Source organism: Arthrobacter sp. 3Tela_A (assembly GCF_049311025.1).
Lineage (GTDB): Bacteria > Actinomycetota > Actinomycetes > Actinomycetales > Micrococcaceae > Arthrobacter_B.
The window spans coordinates 1-15,518 of record NZ_JAXIOM010000011.1 but is presented as its reverse complement, the minus strand read 5'-3'; the positions used below and the strand labels follow the sequence as shown (position 1 = coordinate 15,518).

At 61.3% G+C, this 15,518-nt stretch carries 14 protein-coding genes; 13 read left to right on the top strand and 1 reads right to left on the bottom strand.

The window, feature by feature from the left end; all coding sequences use genetic code 11:
• The first annotated feature begins 32 nt into the window (after positions 1 to 32).
• The 9 genes from TVC13_RS05480 (at position 33) to TVC13_RS05440 (ending at position 10,535) form a co-directional block, all read left to right on the top strand.
• On the top strand, positions 33 to 1,130 hold the full coding sequence (locus tag TVC13_RS05480) for an MBL fold metallo-hydrolase (RefSeq protein WP_422400218.1): 1,098 nt from the start codon (positions 33 to 35) through the stop codon (positions 1,128 to 1,130).
• 39 nt (positions 1,131 to 1,169) lie between these two features.
• On the top strand, positions 1,170 to 2,237 hold the full coding sequence (locus TVC13_RS05475) for an acyl-CoA dehydrogenase family protein (protein WP_422400217.1): 1,068 nt from the start codon (positions 1,170 to 1,172) through the stop codon (positions 2,235 to 2,237).
• 27 nt (positions 2,238 to 2,264) lie between these two features.
• Entirely contained in the window at positions 2,265 to 3,452 is a 1,188-nt protein-coding gene (locus TVC13_RS05470) for an acyl-CoA dehydrogenase family protein (RefSeq protein ID WP_422400216.1), read from the top strand.
• Between the two features lie 36 nt (positions 3,453 to 3,488).
• On the top strand, positions 3,489 to 4,403 hold the full coding sequence (locus TVC13_RS05465) for a VOC family protein (RefSeq protein WP_422400215.1): 915 nt from the start codon (positions 3,489 to 3,491) through the stop codon (positions 4,401 to 4,403).
• Positions 4,404 to 4,706: 303 nt separating this feature from the next.
• Positions 4,707 to 5,867 (top strand): hypothetical protein, encoded by a 1,161-nt coding sequence (locus TVC13_RS05460; protein WP_422400214.1) that lies wholly within the window; start codon positions 4,707 to 4,709, stop codon positions 5,865 to 5,867.
• Positions 5,868 to 5,972: 105 nt separating this feature from the next.
• Positions 5,973 to 6,602, top strand: a complete 630-nt coding sequence (locus TVC13_RS05455) for a TRAP transporter small permease (protein WP_422400213.1) — start codon at positions 5,973 to 5,975, stop codon at positions 6,600 to 6,602.
• Positions 6,602 to 8,110, top strand: coding sequence for a TRAP transporter large permease (locus TVC13_RS05450; RefSeq protein ID WP_422400212.1), 1,509 nt, complete (start codon positions 6,602 to 6,604; stop codon positions 8,108 to 8,110). The genes TVC13_RS05455 and TVC13_RS05450 overlap by 1 nt, the downstream gene beginning before the upstream one ends.
• An 84-nt stretch (positions 8,111 to 8,194) precedes the next feature.
• Positions 8,195 to 10,297, top strand: coding sequence for an acetate--CoA ligase family protein (locus TVC13_RS05445; protein WP_422400211.1), 2,103 nt, complete (start codon positions 8,195 to 8,197; stop codon positions 10,295 to 10,297).
• Between the two features lie 43 nt (positions 10,298 to 10,340).
• Positions 10,341 to 10,535, top strand: coding sequence for a hypothetical protein (locus TVC13_RS05440; RefSeq protein ID WP_422400210.1), 195 nt, complete (start codon positions 10,341 to 10,343; stop codon positions 10,533 to 10,535).
• A gap of 3 nt (positions 10,536 to 10,538) precedes the next feature.
• Here TVC13_RS05440 and TVC13_RS05435 read toward each other — a convergent pair whose 3' ends face one another.
• Complete coding sequence (locus tag TVC13_RS05435; protein ID WP_422400209.1) at positions 10,539 to 11,198, bottom strand: alpha/beta fold hydrolase; 660 nt, start codon at positions 11,196 to 11,198, stop codon at positions 10,539 to 10,541.
• Positions 11,199 to 11,327: 129 nt separating this feature from the next.
• Here TVC13_RS05435 and TVC13_RS05430 point away from each other — a divergent pair, with 129 nt between their 5' ends.
• From TVC13_RS05430 to TVC13_RS05415, 4 genes are read left to right on the top strand one after another with little or no spacing between them, the layout of a single operon-like run.
• Positions 11,328 to 12,779 (top strand): NAD-dependent succinate-semialdehyde dehydrogenase, encoded by a 1,452-nt coding sequence (locus TVC13_RS05430; RefSeq protein ID WP_422400208.1) that lies wholly within the window; start codon positions 11,328 to 11,330, stop codon positions 12,777 to 12,779.
• 12 nt (positions 12,780 to 12,791) lie between these two features.
• Positions 12,792 to 13,562 carry an electron transfer flavoprotein subunit beta/FixA family protein gene (locus TVC13_RS05425; RefSeq protein ID WP_422400207.1) on the top strand — a complete coding sequence of 257 codons (771 nt, stop codon included), beginning with the start codon at positions 12,792 to 12,794 and terminating at the stop codon, positions 13,560 to 13,562.
• 11 nt (positions 13,563 to 13,573) lie between these two features.
• Positions 13,574 to 14,530, top strand: coding sequence for an electron transfer flavoprotein subunit alpha/FixB family protein (locus TVC13_RS05420; protein ID WP_422400206.1), 957 nt, complete (start codon positions 13,574 to 13,576; stop codon positions 14,528 to 14,530).
• Positions 14,527 to 15,459: a cytochrome b/b6 domain-containing protein gene (locus TVC13_RS05415; RefSeq protein WP_422400205.1), complete on the top strand. Its 933-nt coding sequence runs from the start codon at positions 14,527 to 14,529 to the stop codon at positions 15,457 to 15,459. The genes TVC13_RS05420 and TVC13_RS05415 overlap by 4 nt, the downstream gene beginning before the upstream one ends.
• The last annotated feature ends 59 nt before the right edge of the window (positions 15,460 to 15,518 follow it).

Genomic DNA, 15,518 nt, shown 5'->3' with positions numbered 1-15,518 from the left:
TCTGTGAACCGCGAAGCAAAAGGTGGTGGCTCGTGCAGGAGAGCAGCGGGCACCACGCCCGTCGTGAACGGGGCAGCCGGGTGATCGAGGCCGCACGCCCCGCGCGCTCGGCGCGGGTTCAGTACGAGGCGTGGAACCGCCGCGCTACCCCGGCGGTGGAGATGGTGCGTGAGGGTGTGTGGTCGATCCCGACCGCCATTCCGGACAACCCGCTGCGGTACGTGATGGCGTACGCGATCGCAACGGCAGACGGTCTCGTGCTCATCGATACGGGCTGGGACTCGCCGGAGTCCTGGACCGACCTCACCGACGGTATCGACCAGACCGGGCACACCGTCGAAGACGTGACGGACGTGCTCCTGACGCATTCACATCTTGATCACCACGGGCTCACCGGCCGGGTAGTCGAGCGCAGCGGGGCCCGCGTTCACATGCACGCCCTCGAATCCAGCTCACTTATGGCCCTGCAGGGGGCGAGCGGCCGCGGTAACGGGTGGTTCACCCAGCATGGCATGCCGGAGGACCCCGCCACCGTTACGGAGTTTGAAAACCATGCCGGCTATTTCATCGCGGCCTACACACGAATGAAGCCCGGCGATCTCGACCTTGTCGATCTCTCAATCCCGGTCGGCGCGCTGCCCTCCCTCAGAGCCATCTGGACGCCCGGGCATACGGCGGGGCATATGAGCTTTCTCCTGGAGGACGAAAAGCTGCTCTTCTCTGGCGACCATCTGCTCCCGCGCATCACACCCAGTGTGAATTGGATGTCAGGCCAGCTGGGGAATCCGCTCGGAGACTACTTGGCCTCGCTTGCCCGCGTTGCGGAGCTCGACGCCGATGAAGTCCTCCCAGCGCACGAGTACCGATTCGAGGGTGCTGTGGAGCGTGCCGGCCAGTTATTGCTCCACCACTCGCATCGCCTCGAGGAGATCGAATGCGAGGTAGATGACGGGGCCACGACCTGGCAGATAACGAGGGCCATTTCCTGGTCGCGGGGTTGGGAAACGCTGACGGGGCCCATGAGGCAGATGGCCATGTCCGAGACCCTCGCACACCTGGAACACCTCGAATTCATGAGCCGCGTTCACCGAATAACCGGTTCACCCATCCGATGGGCAACCACAGCCTAATCCACTTGCTCACTGACCGACCCAGCCGAGAGGGAAGACATGGACCCGTACGCATACCGCAAACAGAACTACACGTTGGACGAGGATCAGGAGCTGGTTCGAGAGGCGTTCACCGACTTCTTTGCGAAGGAGGTCCCGACCACCCGTGTGAGGGGGGCGGAGCCGCTCGGCTTCGATGAGTCGCTCTGGGGGAGTGTTGTTGAGCTCGGGCTAACGTCAATGGCGATTCCCGAGGACCATGGCGGGGACGGTGCCGGACTCGTTGAAATGGCCCTGGCCATGGAGGAGGTCGGACGGTCCCTTGCACCTGTGCCGATCATTGAACATGTAGTCGCCACCCGGCTTCTTGCAGCCGCCAATGATCCGGTGCACGCAGGACTCCTGGCCGCAGCAGTTGAAGGAACGGAGATGCTCGGGTTCTCGCCTAGAGCCTTCTCCGGCCGCCAGATCGTCAGTCACGCGGCTGTGACCCGGACAGTCGTCGGCTTTGTCGACGGCAATCTCGTACTCCTCTCTGAAGCCGAGCCTCGTGCGCACGTTCCCAACCAGGCATCACTGCCCTATGCGTGGGTGGATCCGGGGGCTTCGCAGGTCACCCATATCGCCGCGATGGACGCCCCTGGGCTCTTCGGTCTCGGTGGAAGGGAGTGGCGTGTCCTCATGGCATCTGCACTCACCGGACTGACGGAAGCGTCGTTGCAGATCGGCGTCGAGTTCGCTAAGACCCGCGAGACCATGGGGACCTTCATCGGGAAGCTCCAGGGTGTTCAGTTCCCCCTCGTCGACGTGCACATGTGGGTGTCAGGTTCGCGAAATCTGGTCCGCCGGGCTGCATGGTTCATGGACCAGGAGCCCGAGGCAGAACAGGCGCTGCCCTACGAGGCATTTGCTTATGCGGCCGAAATGGCGGCTAAAGGAACGTCTATCGCGGCTCACGTCCAGGGCGGACTCGGGTTCATCGCCGAGTCCGACGCAAGCCTGTACTTTCTCCGCGCGAAGGGCTGGGCTCTGGGGGCTGGAGACCCCGTGGAGTCACTGCGGGAAGCGGGCCGACTGGTGCTCGAAGAGCATCGGCAAAAGCGTGCAGCCGAGTCGGCCGCCGCATGATCATCAGACCGAGTCAGGAGCAAAACCATGGACTTTAGTGAAATTGAGCTGGACACGGAGCACGCCGCCCTGCTGAGTGAGATACGTGCATTCGTCAAGGAGCACATCACGGATGAGGTCCGCCGGTACGAAATCGAGACGGGGCACGGTTTCAACGAGAAGGTGCACCTGGCACTGGGGGAGCGCGGCTGGATCATGCCCCAGTGGCCTCGGGACCGGGGAGGGGCAGGTATGGATCCGCTAGGCATCTATCTGCTCACGCGTGAGCTCGCGCGGGCCAAGATGCCGTTCCCGACGGTGAGCACAACCCGGCTGGCGGTCACTGCTGTGGAACAGTTCGGGTCCCCCGAGATAAAGGAAGATGTGTTGCGGGGAGTTGCCGACGGTACCGTGCGCATTTCTCTCGGCTACACCGAACCCCACGGCGGTTCCGACGTTGCCATGTCGCGGACCCGGGCGGTTAGAGACGGAAATGAATGGGTTATCAACGGTGCCAAGATGTTCACTACGGGGGCGCAGCACACTCAGTACTGTTTTCTAATTGCCCGATCGGATCCGTCCCTGCCAAAGCACAAGGGCCTCAGCATGTTCCTGGTTCCGCTGGATCTGCCGGGCATCGAGATCCAGCCAATCCGCGCCTTCAGCGGTGAGCGGACGAATATGGTCTTCTACGACGACGTCCGGGTGCCGGAGCGGTATCTCCTGGGTGAACCCAACGGAGGCTGGACGGTACTGCGCGGACCGCTCGACGCTGAGCACGGCGGCCGTCGTGATGTCTCCCAAGGCCTGCAAGAGCTTTCAATGGCTGCCAGCTTCATCCAGGAAGTGCACGAGGGGTTTGAAACCGTACTCGACTGGGCGGACGCATCGGGTCTGGTTGGGCCCGCGCTGCTGGAGCGCCTCGGGCGCCTTGCGATGGAGATGGATGCTTCACTCGCTACGCCAGGTCCCGCCGGTCGAATTAAAGGCGGAGAGACAACTGTCTGGGCTGGGGCAGAAATGCTCGACATCCTCGGCCCGGAGGGACTCATCGACTTTGGCCGTTCGGACGCCCTCGGAGGCGGCGTTGCGGAGTTCGTGAATAGATTCGCCCAGGGAACCATCACGTACGGCGGCAGCGTCGAAGTGTTCCGGACGATCATCGCGCAGCACGAACTCGGACTTCCCCGCATGGAATATCCCGGCAGCCGGGCATTTGTTACCACTGCCTCCTAATCAGCTGACGCAACACGGACAGATCGGAGAGCAACAATGTCCATCGGAAGACTGTTCCATCTCATCCATATGACGGGTGACCTGCCCGCGCTCGAAGCTTGGTATGACGACGTCTTCAGTGTCCGCCGCGGCTTCCTCGACAACAACTACATGCCCGGGGAGAAGCGTGATGCCTCCCTGGTCCTTTTGGGTGACTCAGTCATAGAGCCACTCGCCCCCGCCTTTCGGATCGAGGGCTGGGACCAGATGCCGCTGGGACGTTTCTACAACCGTTTTGGGAATCACTGGCATTCAATTGCCTGGTACTCGGATGACGCAGGCGAAATGTGGCAGCGGTGCGTCGACGGAGGTATCCGAGTCTTTGTCGAGGGCGGGGTCCTGACTGCGGAGCGCCCGGCGCCGAAGTCTGCAATCATGACCCATCCGAAAGACACGATCACGCAGCTCGAGTTCTTCAACCCCGCAGGCACCATCGATGCGCGTGATCCCCGCATCAACGGATCGGACTTTGACCCCGAGTGGTGGATCAAGAACCATCCGGTGAAGACGCCCGGGTTGGCGTACACCACTGTACTGACACGCGATCTTGACCGTGCGGTGAAGGTGTACTCCGGACTCCTCGGGGGAACGCTTCTCCATCGTTCGACCAGTGCGTTGACGGGGACGGAGGACGCATACGTGCAGCTGGGCGACACTGTCGTTCAGCTCTCTCATCCGATTGAAGACGGCACCATCGCTGCGGCAGACATGGAGAGAAACAATGAATGCCTGCACGCTGCGACCTTCCGGGTCCTCGATCTCGATGACACACGGCGCTACTTCGAATCGAAAGGAATCGCGACCGTCGCCCGGGATGACCACACCCTTATAACCGACCCGACGACCACGCATGGGGCTGCCTTCCGCTGGACGACATGGGATGTTCCAGGGGGCCCGCGCGACCGGGGATAACGGGGATAAGACAAAGCCAGATCATCTCATAACTCTTACCGAACGCCTTACCGCAAGTCCATTGACAAAGCAATTGGGCTTCCATACTGTGGTGCTGCATAGGTACCTGGCAGCGGTGCCGGCCTCACGTGCCGAAAGAGTCGATTCATCTACAACGACGTAGGAAGAAGACCTTCAATGAAACTAGGAATCACCAACAGGCGCCTGCTTCCCCTCGCGGGAGCATCGGCGGTGTTAGCCCTAGCATTGTCCGGATGCAGTGGATCAGCAGCCGGCGGCAGGGCTTCCGCGGAGGGCCCGAGCGTGGACTTCGGTGCGAGCATCGATGAATGGAATGCAGCTTTCGAGGAAGTCGACGGCAGCTGGGAACTCGTATGGGAGACGGCGAGTGCGGCTGCCAGTAGTTCCGGCGCGCACACGCAGGAGCTGGCAGACCTCATGGAGGAGCGCTCGGGCGGGAAGGTAACGGTCGAGGTCGCCTTCCAGCAGGCGATTTCGGGTAAGCCCCAGGACGGTGACGAGGCACTTGAGGATGGTCGCACCGATATCCACCTCCTCGTCCCGTTCCAGCAGCCGAGTGATTTCCCCGTTACCGGCCAGATCTTTCCGGAGCTGACCATCCAACGACCGGGTGGCTACCTCAGCGGATACCTCGCGGCGCTTGGAGCGACCAACGAAGTCGCCTGGGGTCTCCCCGAAATGCACGAGGAATTCGAGGACCGCGGCCTCACCGTTATGGCGCCCATGCCGACCCAGCCTGCTGCCTCACTCGCCTGCAGCAAACCGGTGGAGAGTCTTGCCGACTTGAAAGGCAAGCAGATTCGTGTTGGGCCGGCAGCTACATATGGCCAGATCGAGGCCCTGGGTGCGGTGCCTGTCTCAGTCGTGTTCGCGGACCTGTACGAGTCGCTTCAGCGCGGCATAGTCGACTGCATGGTTATCGGTACGTCCACGATGGCCCTGATCCCTGGAATGACTGAGCTTGCTCCCTACATCTACACACCCTCCGGTGCCAGCTTTGCGTCTACCACAGGAATCGACATTGTGGGTTCAGACTATGAGGAATGGCCGTTGCCGGTGCGCCAGCTGGTCTCTGACACGCTCGCTGAATACACACTCACAACCGTCTCCGAGACGTTCCTTCATCTGACGGAGCAGCATGAACAAGCAGTCGCTGCGGGTGGCGGCTTCTTCGGACTGGATGATGACGTAAACGAAGCCCTAGCCGCGTACAACAAAACGGTGCAGGACGGATGGAGCAGCAGTCCACATCTGGAGAACGGTGCCGCTTTCTCCGAAGAACTGACTGCATCTCTCGAAGAGTGGAACGACCTTATGGTCGAAGCAGGCTTCTCTGACGCGGACTTTAGCGACTACGAAAACTGGCTCAAGGAATCCCCGGACTGGGAGTCCTTCAACGAGGTCTATTACGAGCGGGTTCACATCCCGAACCGCCCCTCCTGAGTATCAGGTGCGCTCCGGCACAATCAACGGTGTTTCGGAGCGCACCTCCCTCGTCCGTGACCCGTTTCGTCCGCGTGGCAAGGCCGCCACGGAAAGTAGGTCCCCATGTCTTCTGAAGACCAGGTACAGCCCAAGGGGCCTGCCTTCCTCGCCCTGAGGATCTTCAACATCATCGCGAGCCTGGGCATCGTGGTCATGATGCTTCATATCCTCGCAAATGTGTTCACGCGGTACCTGTTCAACTCTCCCCTTCCGAACACGCTCGAATACGTCAGCTTCTGGTATCTGCCTATTGTCGCGGCCCTCGGCTTCGTCCTGGCCAAACACGCGAACGAATTCATCGATGCGCCCCTCATCTTCGACAAGCTCACCTGGGGAAACCGCCGCGTTCTGGTGATCATGTTTTCAGGGCTGGGGGTTGTTGTCTGCTCGGCGTACGCCTACTTCACGTTCGTCAACGAGGCGCTGCACGGGCTCAAGGTGCAGACCACCGGAGGGGTATCCTCGCTGCCGATCTGGCCGGTCTTCTTCCTGCTGCCCGCCGTATTTCTGATCCTGGTAGCCATGTATTTGATGGACTTGATAAAAGCGATCCGCGGGGATCTCGGAGTGCATGACACCGCCGACGACGACGACCCAGATGGATTCATACGGCAGATGGACGACGAGCAAAGAGTCGAGCCCACGCAGGGACCCAATCAACATCTCGGCGCCACGAAAAAGGAGACCCTCTGATGACGATCACGGCCGAGAAACGTAACCGCCGCAGAGTCGTTAGCGCTGGGCACCCCGGGCTTCAAGCTGGCCGCGGTCCCACCTGGGTCATATGGGCGTTGATAGCAGCGGCCATCGTCACGATTGCACTCATGTGGGTCGTCCCCGAGCGGGAGATGATCGGAGGACTCGCCGTCGTCCTCATGCTTATTCTCATGTTTATGAAGGTGCCAATTGCGTTCGCCCTGGCTATCCCGGGTTTGCTCGGGCTCTTCACGATCAACGGATGGCGCGCGGTAGAGAACCTGCTGACCGGCGCCCCCTATACTGCCATTTCCAACTGGTCGCTCAGCGTGCTCCCGATGTTCATCCTTATGGGAATGCTGCTTGGTTCTTCAGGAATCACGACCCGCGCGTACACCGCCGCACGACTCTGGCTCGGCTGGCTTCCCGGTGGGTTGGCGATCGGAACGAACGTTGCCGGTGCTGGCCTCGCCGCGGTCTCAGGATCAACCATAGGTATCACCTACGCTCTCGGGCGCGTCGGCATCCCCGAGATGCTCAAGAGGCAGTACGACCCCAAGCTTGCAATCGGGTCCGTCGTCATGGCTGGCCTGCCGGGCCAGCTTATTCCTCCGAGTACCTTCTTGATCATTGTCGCCGGGATCACGGGAGCTGCTGTTGGTCCGCAGCTCATCGCAGGCGTGCTTCCCGGGATTGCACTCGTGTTGGTGGTCTGCGTCTCCATACTCATCTACGCACTGATCAAACCCCGCTGGGCCGGTCGTGCTCCCGAGCAGCGTGCAACCGCCAAGGCAGCGGACCCGACCGAATACACGTTCCTCGACCGTGTACGGTCACTCGGCGGTGTGTGGCCTATCGCGGTGCTTATGATTGCGATCTTCGGGGCAATGTTTGGCGGAGTGCTTACGGCGACCGAGGCCGGCGCTCTCGGCGCATTCGTCGCCGTGCTCCTGACCCTGTGGTTCCGCCGCGGCGATAAGCCCTTTGGGTACATCGTTGAAGGCGCGGCCCAAACGGTTCTGAGCGTTGGCGCGATCTTCTTCATCCTGATCGGGGCGACCATCCTGAGTCACATGGTGGCCGTCACCCGCCTCGGTGCGCTCTTCTCCGACATGATCCTCAGCCTCGGGCTGGGACGCGTCGGCTTTTTGCTGGTTGTAATGGGGATCTACATAATTCTCGGCATGTTCATGGATCCCCTGGCGATTCTCCTGCTCACCATTCCGGTGCTCCAGCCCTCCTTCGAGGTGCTCGGAATCGACGTCCTGTGGTTTGGGGTCTTCGCCGTACTTATGGGGGAGCTGGCCATTCTTACTCCGCCGGTGGGAATGCTCACTTTCATCGTGCACAAGATGGTGCAGGCGAAGGAAGTAAATCTGGGGCAGCGCATCTCGCTCAAGGATGTCTTCATGGCAGTTGGCCTCTTCTTCCCCGCGATCATTGTCCTGACCATGCTGATGATCTTCTTCCCCGACTTCGTCACCTGGTTGCCCTCCCTCATGTGAACCCCTATCCCGGCGCATTGCACTGAGCCCCAGGCCGGGCTGCCCGTGATCCCGCCTTTCCTCTGATGCTCCAAGGAGAAACGCATGAAACTCGCCCCTGCCGAAGGCCGAACCCGGGCTGATATCGGCCGAATGCTCAACCCCAGGACGATCGCGATTGTGGGGATGAAGGATGATTCGCCTTTCCCGCAGTACGTGCAGCGCACGTTGGACCATAGTGATGCCACCGTGTACTTCGTAAGTCCCAAGTACGACACAGTGATGGGCCGGACTGCGTATAAGGATCTGACCGACATCCCTGGGAAGATCGATGTGGTCTACGCGGTCACGAATGCCGCAGTTTCGGTGAGCATCGCCGAGCAATGTGTCTCGCTCGGCATTGGCGGGCTTGTCCTCGTGGCGGGAGGCTTTGCAGAAGCCGGGGCGAACGGAGTTGAATTGCAGGGTCGGCTCAAAGCTGCAGCGGAGGCCGGGGGTTTCGCTGTGGCGGGCCCCAACGGGTTGGGCATTATCAATGTCCCCCACCAAGTGAGCCTGACGCTGGCAAGTGATCACAAACGCAGGCCGGGAGGAATATCTGTCATTTCCCAAAGCGGTGCCGTTCTCAGCGGCGTCGCGATGGCGGCATGGAGGCTTCCTTCAATTGGACTGAATGTCCTGGTGTCGGCGGGCAACGAGGCGGTCACCGACCTCGCGGACTACGTTGATTACCTCGTCGATGACCCGGGAACGACGGCGATCGGACTGGTGATCGAGAAGATTCGGCGCCCGGAGGCGTTCTTCGCGGCTGCCAAGCGTGCGATCCTCGCGGGTAAGCCCATAGTTGCGCTGAAGCTTGCCCGCAGTACGCGCACCCAGGAACTTGCCGCATCACATACCGGATCACTCACTGGCGATGCTTGGGTTTATGAGGTCGCCTTCCGCCAGCTGGGAATAGGCATCGCCCGTGACGCCGAGGAGCTGGTTGACCGGCTTGCAATCGTTGAACAGCTCGACTCCAGCTACTGGACCGCGGTTGAAAACCTCGCCATCCTCACGTTCACGGGCGGGTTCGCGTCGATGTGCATGGACCTCGCCACCGACGAGGGCATAAATGTGCCACCACTCCATGAACTACGGGGATGGGTGGCGGAGAATCTCCCGGGCGTTTCTGTGCCGAATCCCCTGGACACGACGGGGATGGGCGCGTTGAAATGGCCGGAGATTCTTGACATCTACGGCAAATCTTCCCAAATTGACGCATACCTTATGGTCCATCCCCTCGCGGAAGAGGATGCAGGACCGGGCGGCAGCCCTTTTGTGCAGTTGTTTGCTGAAGCCTCCGCGACGCACGGCAAGCCATTTATCGTCTCGAACTGTGCCACCGAACTGGGTGGATGGGCGACCGGCATCATTGATGCGCACCCGGGGGCCGCCACGGGCTACGGTCCTCGAGCCACTCTTCGCGGCATCGAGACGCTGGGACAGTTCGTGCGTGCCCGGACTGCCCTCACGGCAGTGGCATCGAAGCCAGAGCCATTGGCCCGGCCCTCAGGAACTCCCATTGTTGGCCCCGAGGGCAATATGCTTCCATTTGCAGATGCCATGCGGTTGCTCAGGGAAAACGGCATTCCTGTAGCCCCTTACCATCTCCTGACCGAGGACGAGGAAACCACGGTGCCGTCCTTCGAAGGGCCATACGTCGTCAAACTCTCGGACGTTGCCCACCGCACAGAACACGGGGCAGTTCTCCTGAACATCGACGCCGACGCGCTGCCCGCAGCGGTCAAGGAGTTACGGGAGATCGCCCAGGCAGACGGCCTCGCGTCCGTTGTGGCAGTGCAGCCGATGATCCAGGCTAAGGGAGAGGCATTCCTTGGCATCCAGAACAGTGAGCTCGGTCCGATGGTCGTGTTTGGGCTTGGGGGCATCTTCGTCGAAGTGCTAAAGAAAGTGGGCGGCCGGATGGCACCCATAACGCGAAGCCAGGCAGAGGAGCTCATCGCAGAATTCGAGGAAACAAAACTGATGCACGGATTCCGCGGCCAGGAACCGTGGAACCTCGACGCCCTCGCGGACCTCCTGGTGAACGCGGGGCAGCTTGCGGCAGCAGGGGCTGGGTGGATGGACTCCATCGACGCCAACCCGGTACTCGTCACTGACGACGGGTTTCTCGCAGTCGACGCGCTCTGCCTTGTGAACGACTAAGGAGTGCCCCGTCGGCTCGAGGGAAACGGCGGACGGGGGGAACATGGCCCGGTCATTTGACCCGCGGATGGTCTCCGGCGTGGTGGCCTTAAGCGGGATGGTCCGCGCGTCTGCGGACATCAGATTCATGCTCATGGGCCGTGCCCTCGCAGGGCTCGGCGTCCCTCTTATCCCCATCGGCATCGCCGTGCTCCGGGACACGGTTCCCCGGGATCGTGTGGGTACGGCAGTCGTATAGATGCTATCGCTGTAGGAACCGCATGACCGCCGTCATGACCTCCCGCGAGGAGGTGGTGCGGAAATGGTCGAGCCCCACTGGGCTGAGTACTGTGGCCTCGGGAAGGGCGGAGGTGAGCCCCGTTACAGGGCCGGCAGCATCGTCAGTGCCGCAGATGATCAGCGTGCGAGCGGAGACTGCACTCAAACCGGACAAAGGCGGGGGACTGTGCGCAGCCTCGATAAAGGTCGCAACGTCCTCCACAGTGTTCCCCGCGCTCGTGGCCGTGGCGGACATGAGGCGAGTGAAGGCATCGGTGGCCCCCTGCCGCATTCGCTCGGCCACGTCCGGCTTCGCCGAGCCGGCACTCCAGAATCCGTCACCGAGGCCGAGTAAAACGAGGGTGGTGATGCGCCCCTCGGCAGCCAGGGCGGCATGGAGCGCAAGTGTGGCTCCGGCCGAGAAGCCGATGAGGATCGTCGAATCTCTAGCAGTGTCGAGGAGTGCATCAACCACGGCTTCCAAGGGAGCGGACGCTGGAAGCGTGGAGCCAGCATGTCCAGGCAGGGGGAAGAGCGCAACAGCGATCTCGGCGTCTTCGAGAAGCTCCAGCCAGCCGCTTCGTTCCCACGTATGGGAAGCCGTCGATGCTGTGCCATGGATGAGGGTCGCCTCGCGTCGCATCCGTTCCCCTTCGTTGTCATCCTAGGGAAAAAGCACCCCCGTTCACATTGCAGTATATGTTACCGTAAGCTCTACGAGTACTGGTTCTGCGAACCAGGAAACTACGCAACGACGCGAGGGAGCGCACCAATGGCAGACGAAGCGGCTCAGACGCTGTACATCGATGGGAAATGGCGTGCAGCCGATGACGGAGGTGAATTCCCGGTACACGACCCCAGTACCGGCGATGTGATCGGGTACGCCTCGAACGGAGGGCGCGCAGAGTCGGAGGACGCCATTGCCGCTGCGGCCGCTGCGTTTGAAGAATGGGCAGGAAAGACCCCATACCAGCGGGCAGCAATCCTTTCGGAAGCGCACGCCATCATGCTTGAGCGCCGCGAAGAACTTGCCCAGCTCATGACACTCGAGCAGGGAAAGCCGCTGAAGGCGTCCCGCAACGAGGTGACCTACGCATCGGACTTCCTTTCCTGGTTTGCGGAAGAGGCGAAGCGGATCAGCGGAGTCACCATTCCCTCCGCCAGGGCAGACCAGCGCTTTGTGACGATGAGGCAGCCCGTTGGGGTCATCGCTGCCATTACGCCTTGGAACTATCCCATTTCCATGATCACCCGAAAGCTAGGCCCTGCCCTTGCGGCAGGCTGCACATCGGTTCTTAAGCCCGCGAACCAAACTCCGCTCTGCGCAGTTGCTGTGCTCAGGGTGTTTGAAGACGCCGGTGTGCCGCCCGGAGTCATTAACATGATCACTTCAAAGCGTTCCTCCGAGGTGGGTGACGCGTTCCTCGATTCCAGTGATGTGCGAAAGCTGACCTTCACGGGCTCGACGGGCGTCGGCAAGATGCTGACCGCACGCGCCGGCGCCACGCTGAAACGGGTATCAGTCGAACTAGGTGGACATGCACCGTTTATCGTCTTTCCCGATGCTGACCCGGTAAGGGCGGCCAAAGGTGCCGCGCTGGTGAAGTTCCTCAATGCAGGTCAGGCCTGCATCAGCCCCAACCGCATCTACGTGCACCGGTCGATCTACGATGCGTTCCTAACCACGCTGCAGGAGCGGGTGGCCGCGCTCCGCATTGGGAAGGGCGACCAGGACGGAGTCACAATTGGTCCGCTCATCGACGACGCTGCTACCGCGAAGATGGTGGAGCAGGTGGAAGACGCGCGGTCCAAGGGCGCGCGGGTGCTTGTCGGGGGAGAGAGGGTGACGGTCGATGGTCTCACCGGTAAGAACTTTTACAGTCCTACGGTACTGGCTGACGTCACCCGTGACATGGTCATCAGCCATGAAGAGACCTTTGGTCCCATCGCGGCGGTCACCCCGTTCGATGACGAGGATGAGGTGATTAGGCTCGCCAATGACACGGAGTATGGTCTTGCTGCCTACGTCTACACGAACGACCTCTCGACGGCCATTCGTGTGACAGAGAAACTCCGCTTTGGAATGGTCGGGGTGAACGACATCAACCCGACGTCGGCCGCGGCACCCTTTGGCGGCATCAAGTCGAGTGGTCTCGGGCGAGAGGGCGGCTATGAGGGTATCAACGAGTACCTCGACACCAAGCTCATCGGCATCGCGATCTAAGGGGGCGGACAAATGAAAATACTTGTACTCATCAAACAGGTTCCGGACACGTGGGGTGATCGTCACCTCGACCTCTCAACAGGACGAGCGGACCGGGCAACTGACGATCAGGTCATTGACGAGGTGGGAGAGCGCGCGGTCGAGGCGGCCCTCGTCGCCAAGGACACATTGGGCGCCGAGGTCATCGTCGCGACCATGGGTCCCTCCGGTGCCACGGATGCCCTGCGGAAAACACTTGGGATGGGAGCGGACTCTGCGATCCATTTGATAGATGATGCGCTGGCCGGATCGGATCTGGTGCGGACCGCGCGGATGCTTCATTTGCTGGTCGAGGACTGCGCCCCCGACCTCGTGATATGCGGCAACGAGAGCACCGACGGCAGGGGCGGGATGATTCCGGCGATGGTGGCAGAGCTGGCGGGATGGCCGCATGCCACATCGCTGCAGTCAATTGAGATTGAGAGTACCGCCGTGCGTGGCATCCGCGCCACTGACACCGGCAATGCAGAACTCGCCTGTGCGCTCCCGGCTGTGGTGTCCGTGACTGAACAGGCTCCCGAACCGAGGTTCCCCAACTTCCGGGGAATCATGAAGGCGAAAAAGAAGCCCCTCAGGCAGATTACGGCCGGGGACCTTGGCGGTAGCGGCCTCCTCGCCGGGCCAGTTTCCGTAATTGTGTCCGCCGCCGAACGTCCTCCGCGTACTGCGGGAACCAAGATTGTCGATGAGGGGAATGCCGGGCGCGAGCTTGCCGAGTACCTCATTGGCGCACGTCTAATCTGAAGGAACCCACAATGTCGAATGTGATCGTGTTTGTTAATGTGAGTGCTGATGGTCTCCCCACCGCCAGCGCCGGCGCATTGCTGGGAGCTGCATCCCGGCTGGGGACTCCTGTGGCCGTAGCTGTGACCTCCGCCGACGCCGAGACGGTTGCCACGGCGCTGGCTGCGCTCGGTGCCGAGCGGGTGCGTGTTTCCACGCCGATCGACGGCCACCTGGAGACAGGAGTCCAGGTCGCAGCCCTTGCGGCGGCAGTGGCTGATGAACAACCGGACGCCGTGCTTATCCCTCACACCAACGAAGGACGAGAGGTGGCCGGCCGCCTAGCTCTGCGGAGCGGGGGCGCGCTGGCGGTTGACGCGGTGGACCTGCGCAGGGAGGGTACGGACATCGTCGCCGTCCATTCGATCTACGGAGGGGCATATGTCGTGGAGTCCAGGATCGACGGTGGCCTCCCTGTCTTGACAGTCCGTGAAGGCGCGATCGATGCCTCCGCTCCTGCGGCCGCGGGCAAATGCTTCGTCGTGCAGGTGGAACCAGGGGTGTCCGCGACGGTCGTAGCTAAGAGTTCCAATGGCACCGTTAGTGGCCGACCAGACCTCCGAACGGCTTCCATAGTGGTCTCGGGCGGCCGTGGGCTGGGGTCAGCAGAAGGATTCGCCCTCGTTGGAACACTCGCTGATCGATTGGGTGCCGCGGTAGGCGCTTCACGCGCTGCAGTTGACGCTGGGTTCGTCGGGCAGTCAAGTCAGGTCGGACAGACAGGAACCACGGTGGCTCCGATGCTGTACATTGCCTTGGGAATCTCCGGTGCAATCCAGCACCGCGCCGGAATGCAGACGTCTAAAACAATTGTCGCTATCAATAAGGATATGGAGGCACCCATTTTCGACGTTGCTGATTTCAGCGTTGTGGGTGATGTATTCAAGGTCGTTCCGCAGCTCATCGAAGAGCTTGAGCTGCGGAGATGAGCACTACCGCCGCCCAGCAAAAGGGAACGCGATCGCGCGCTAAGGTTGTCGCCTGGGCGGTCCCGCTCTCATTGGTCCTGCTCATCGCAACAGTCCTTTTGGTCAGGTGGCTGCGATTCGAGACTTCCGCAGGTGATTTTATTGCGGCCTATTCCGGAGAAGTCCACCTTCCGGAGGCAGCGCCAGTCGGCTTCCCTGCGTGGCTTGCGTGGCAACACTTCCTGAATGTGTTCCTCCTGATCCTCTTGGTGCGCTCAGGCTGGCTCATTCGCTCCACTCGTCGCCCGGCCGCTTACTGGACGCGGGACAATTCAGGACGGATTAAAACGAAGGGGCAGCCGGAAAAGCACTCCATCAATCATTGGCTGCATTTCTCCATTGATTGGGCATGGATGTTGAACGGTGTTGTATTTGTAGCTCTCCTATTCGTGTCGGGGCAATGGATCCGCATTGTGCCTACGTCGTGGGAATTCATCCCGCATGCCATTTCCGTCGCGCTGCAGTACGCGTCTCTGGAATGGCCCATCGAGAACGGCTGGGTCAATTACAACGCGCTCCAGGTCCTCGCGTACTTCACAACTGTCTTTATCGCTGCTCCGCTCGCCGCGGCCACCGGGTTCCGCATGTCACCCCTCTGGCATTCGACGTGGGAGAGGCCGTCACGTCTTTTCCCTATCCAGTTAGCGCGGCGCATGCACTTCCCGGTGATGATCTATTTCGTCGCGTTCACGGCGGTACACACCGCACTGGTGCTGGCGACGGGCGCACGTCGGAACCTCAACCACATGTACGCTGCACGGGACGACGGTGGATGGCTCGGACTGATCTTCTTCGCACTGTCTGTGGCCATTATTGTCACTGCGTGGGTCCTCGCCAGGCCGATGGTCCTGCGGCCAATTGCCCAGCTTTCCGGCAAGGTGGGCCGCTGAACCGAGGAGCGGGGAGTGCTATCCCACAACAGAAACAGCCGGGCCGCCCGATATCGGGC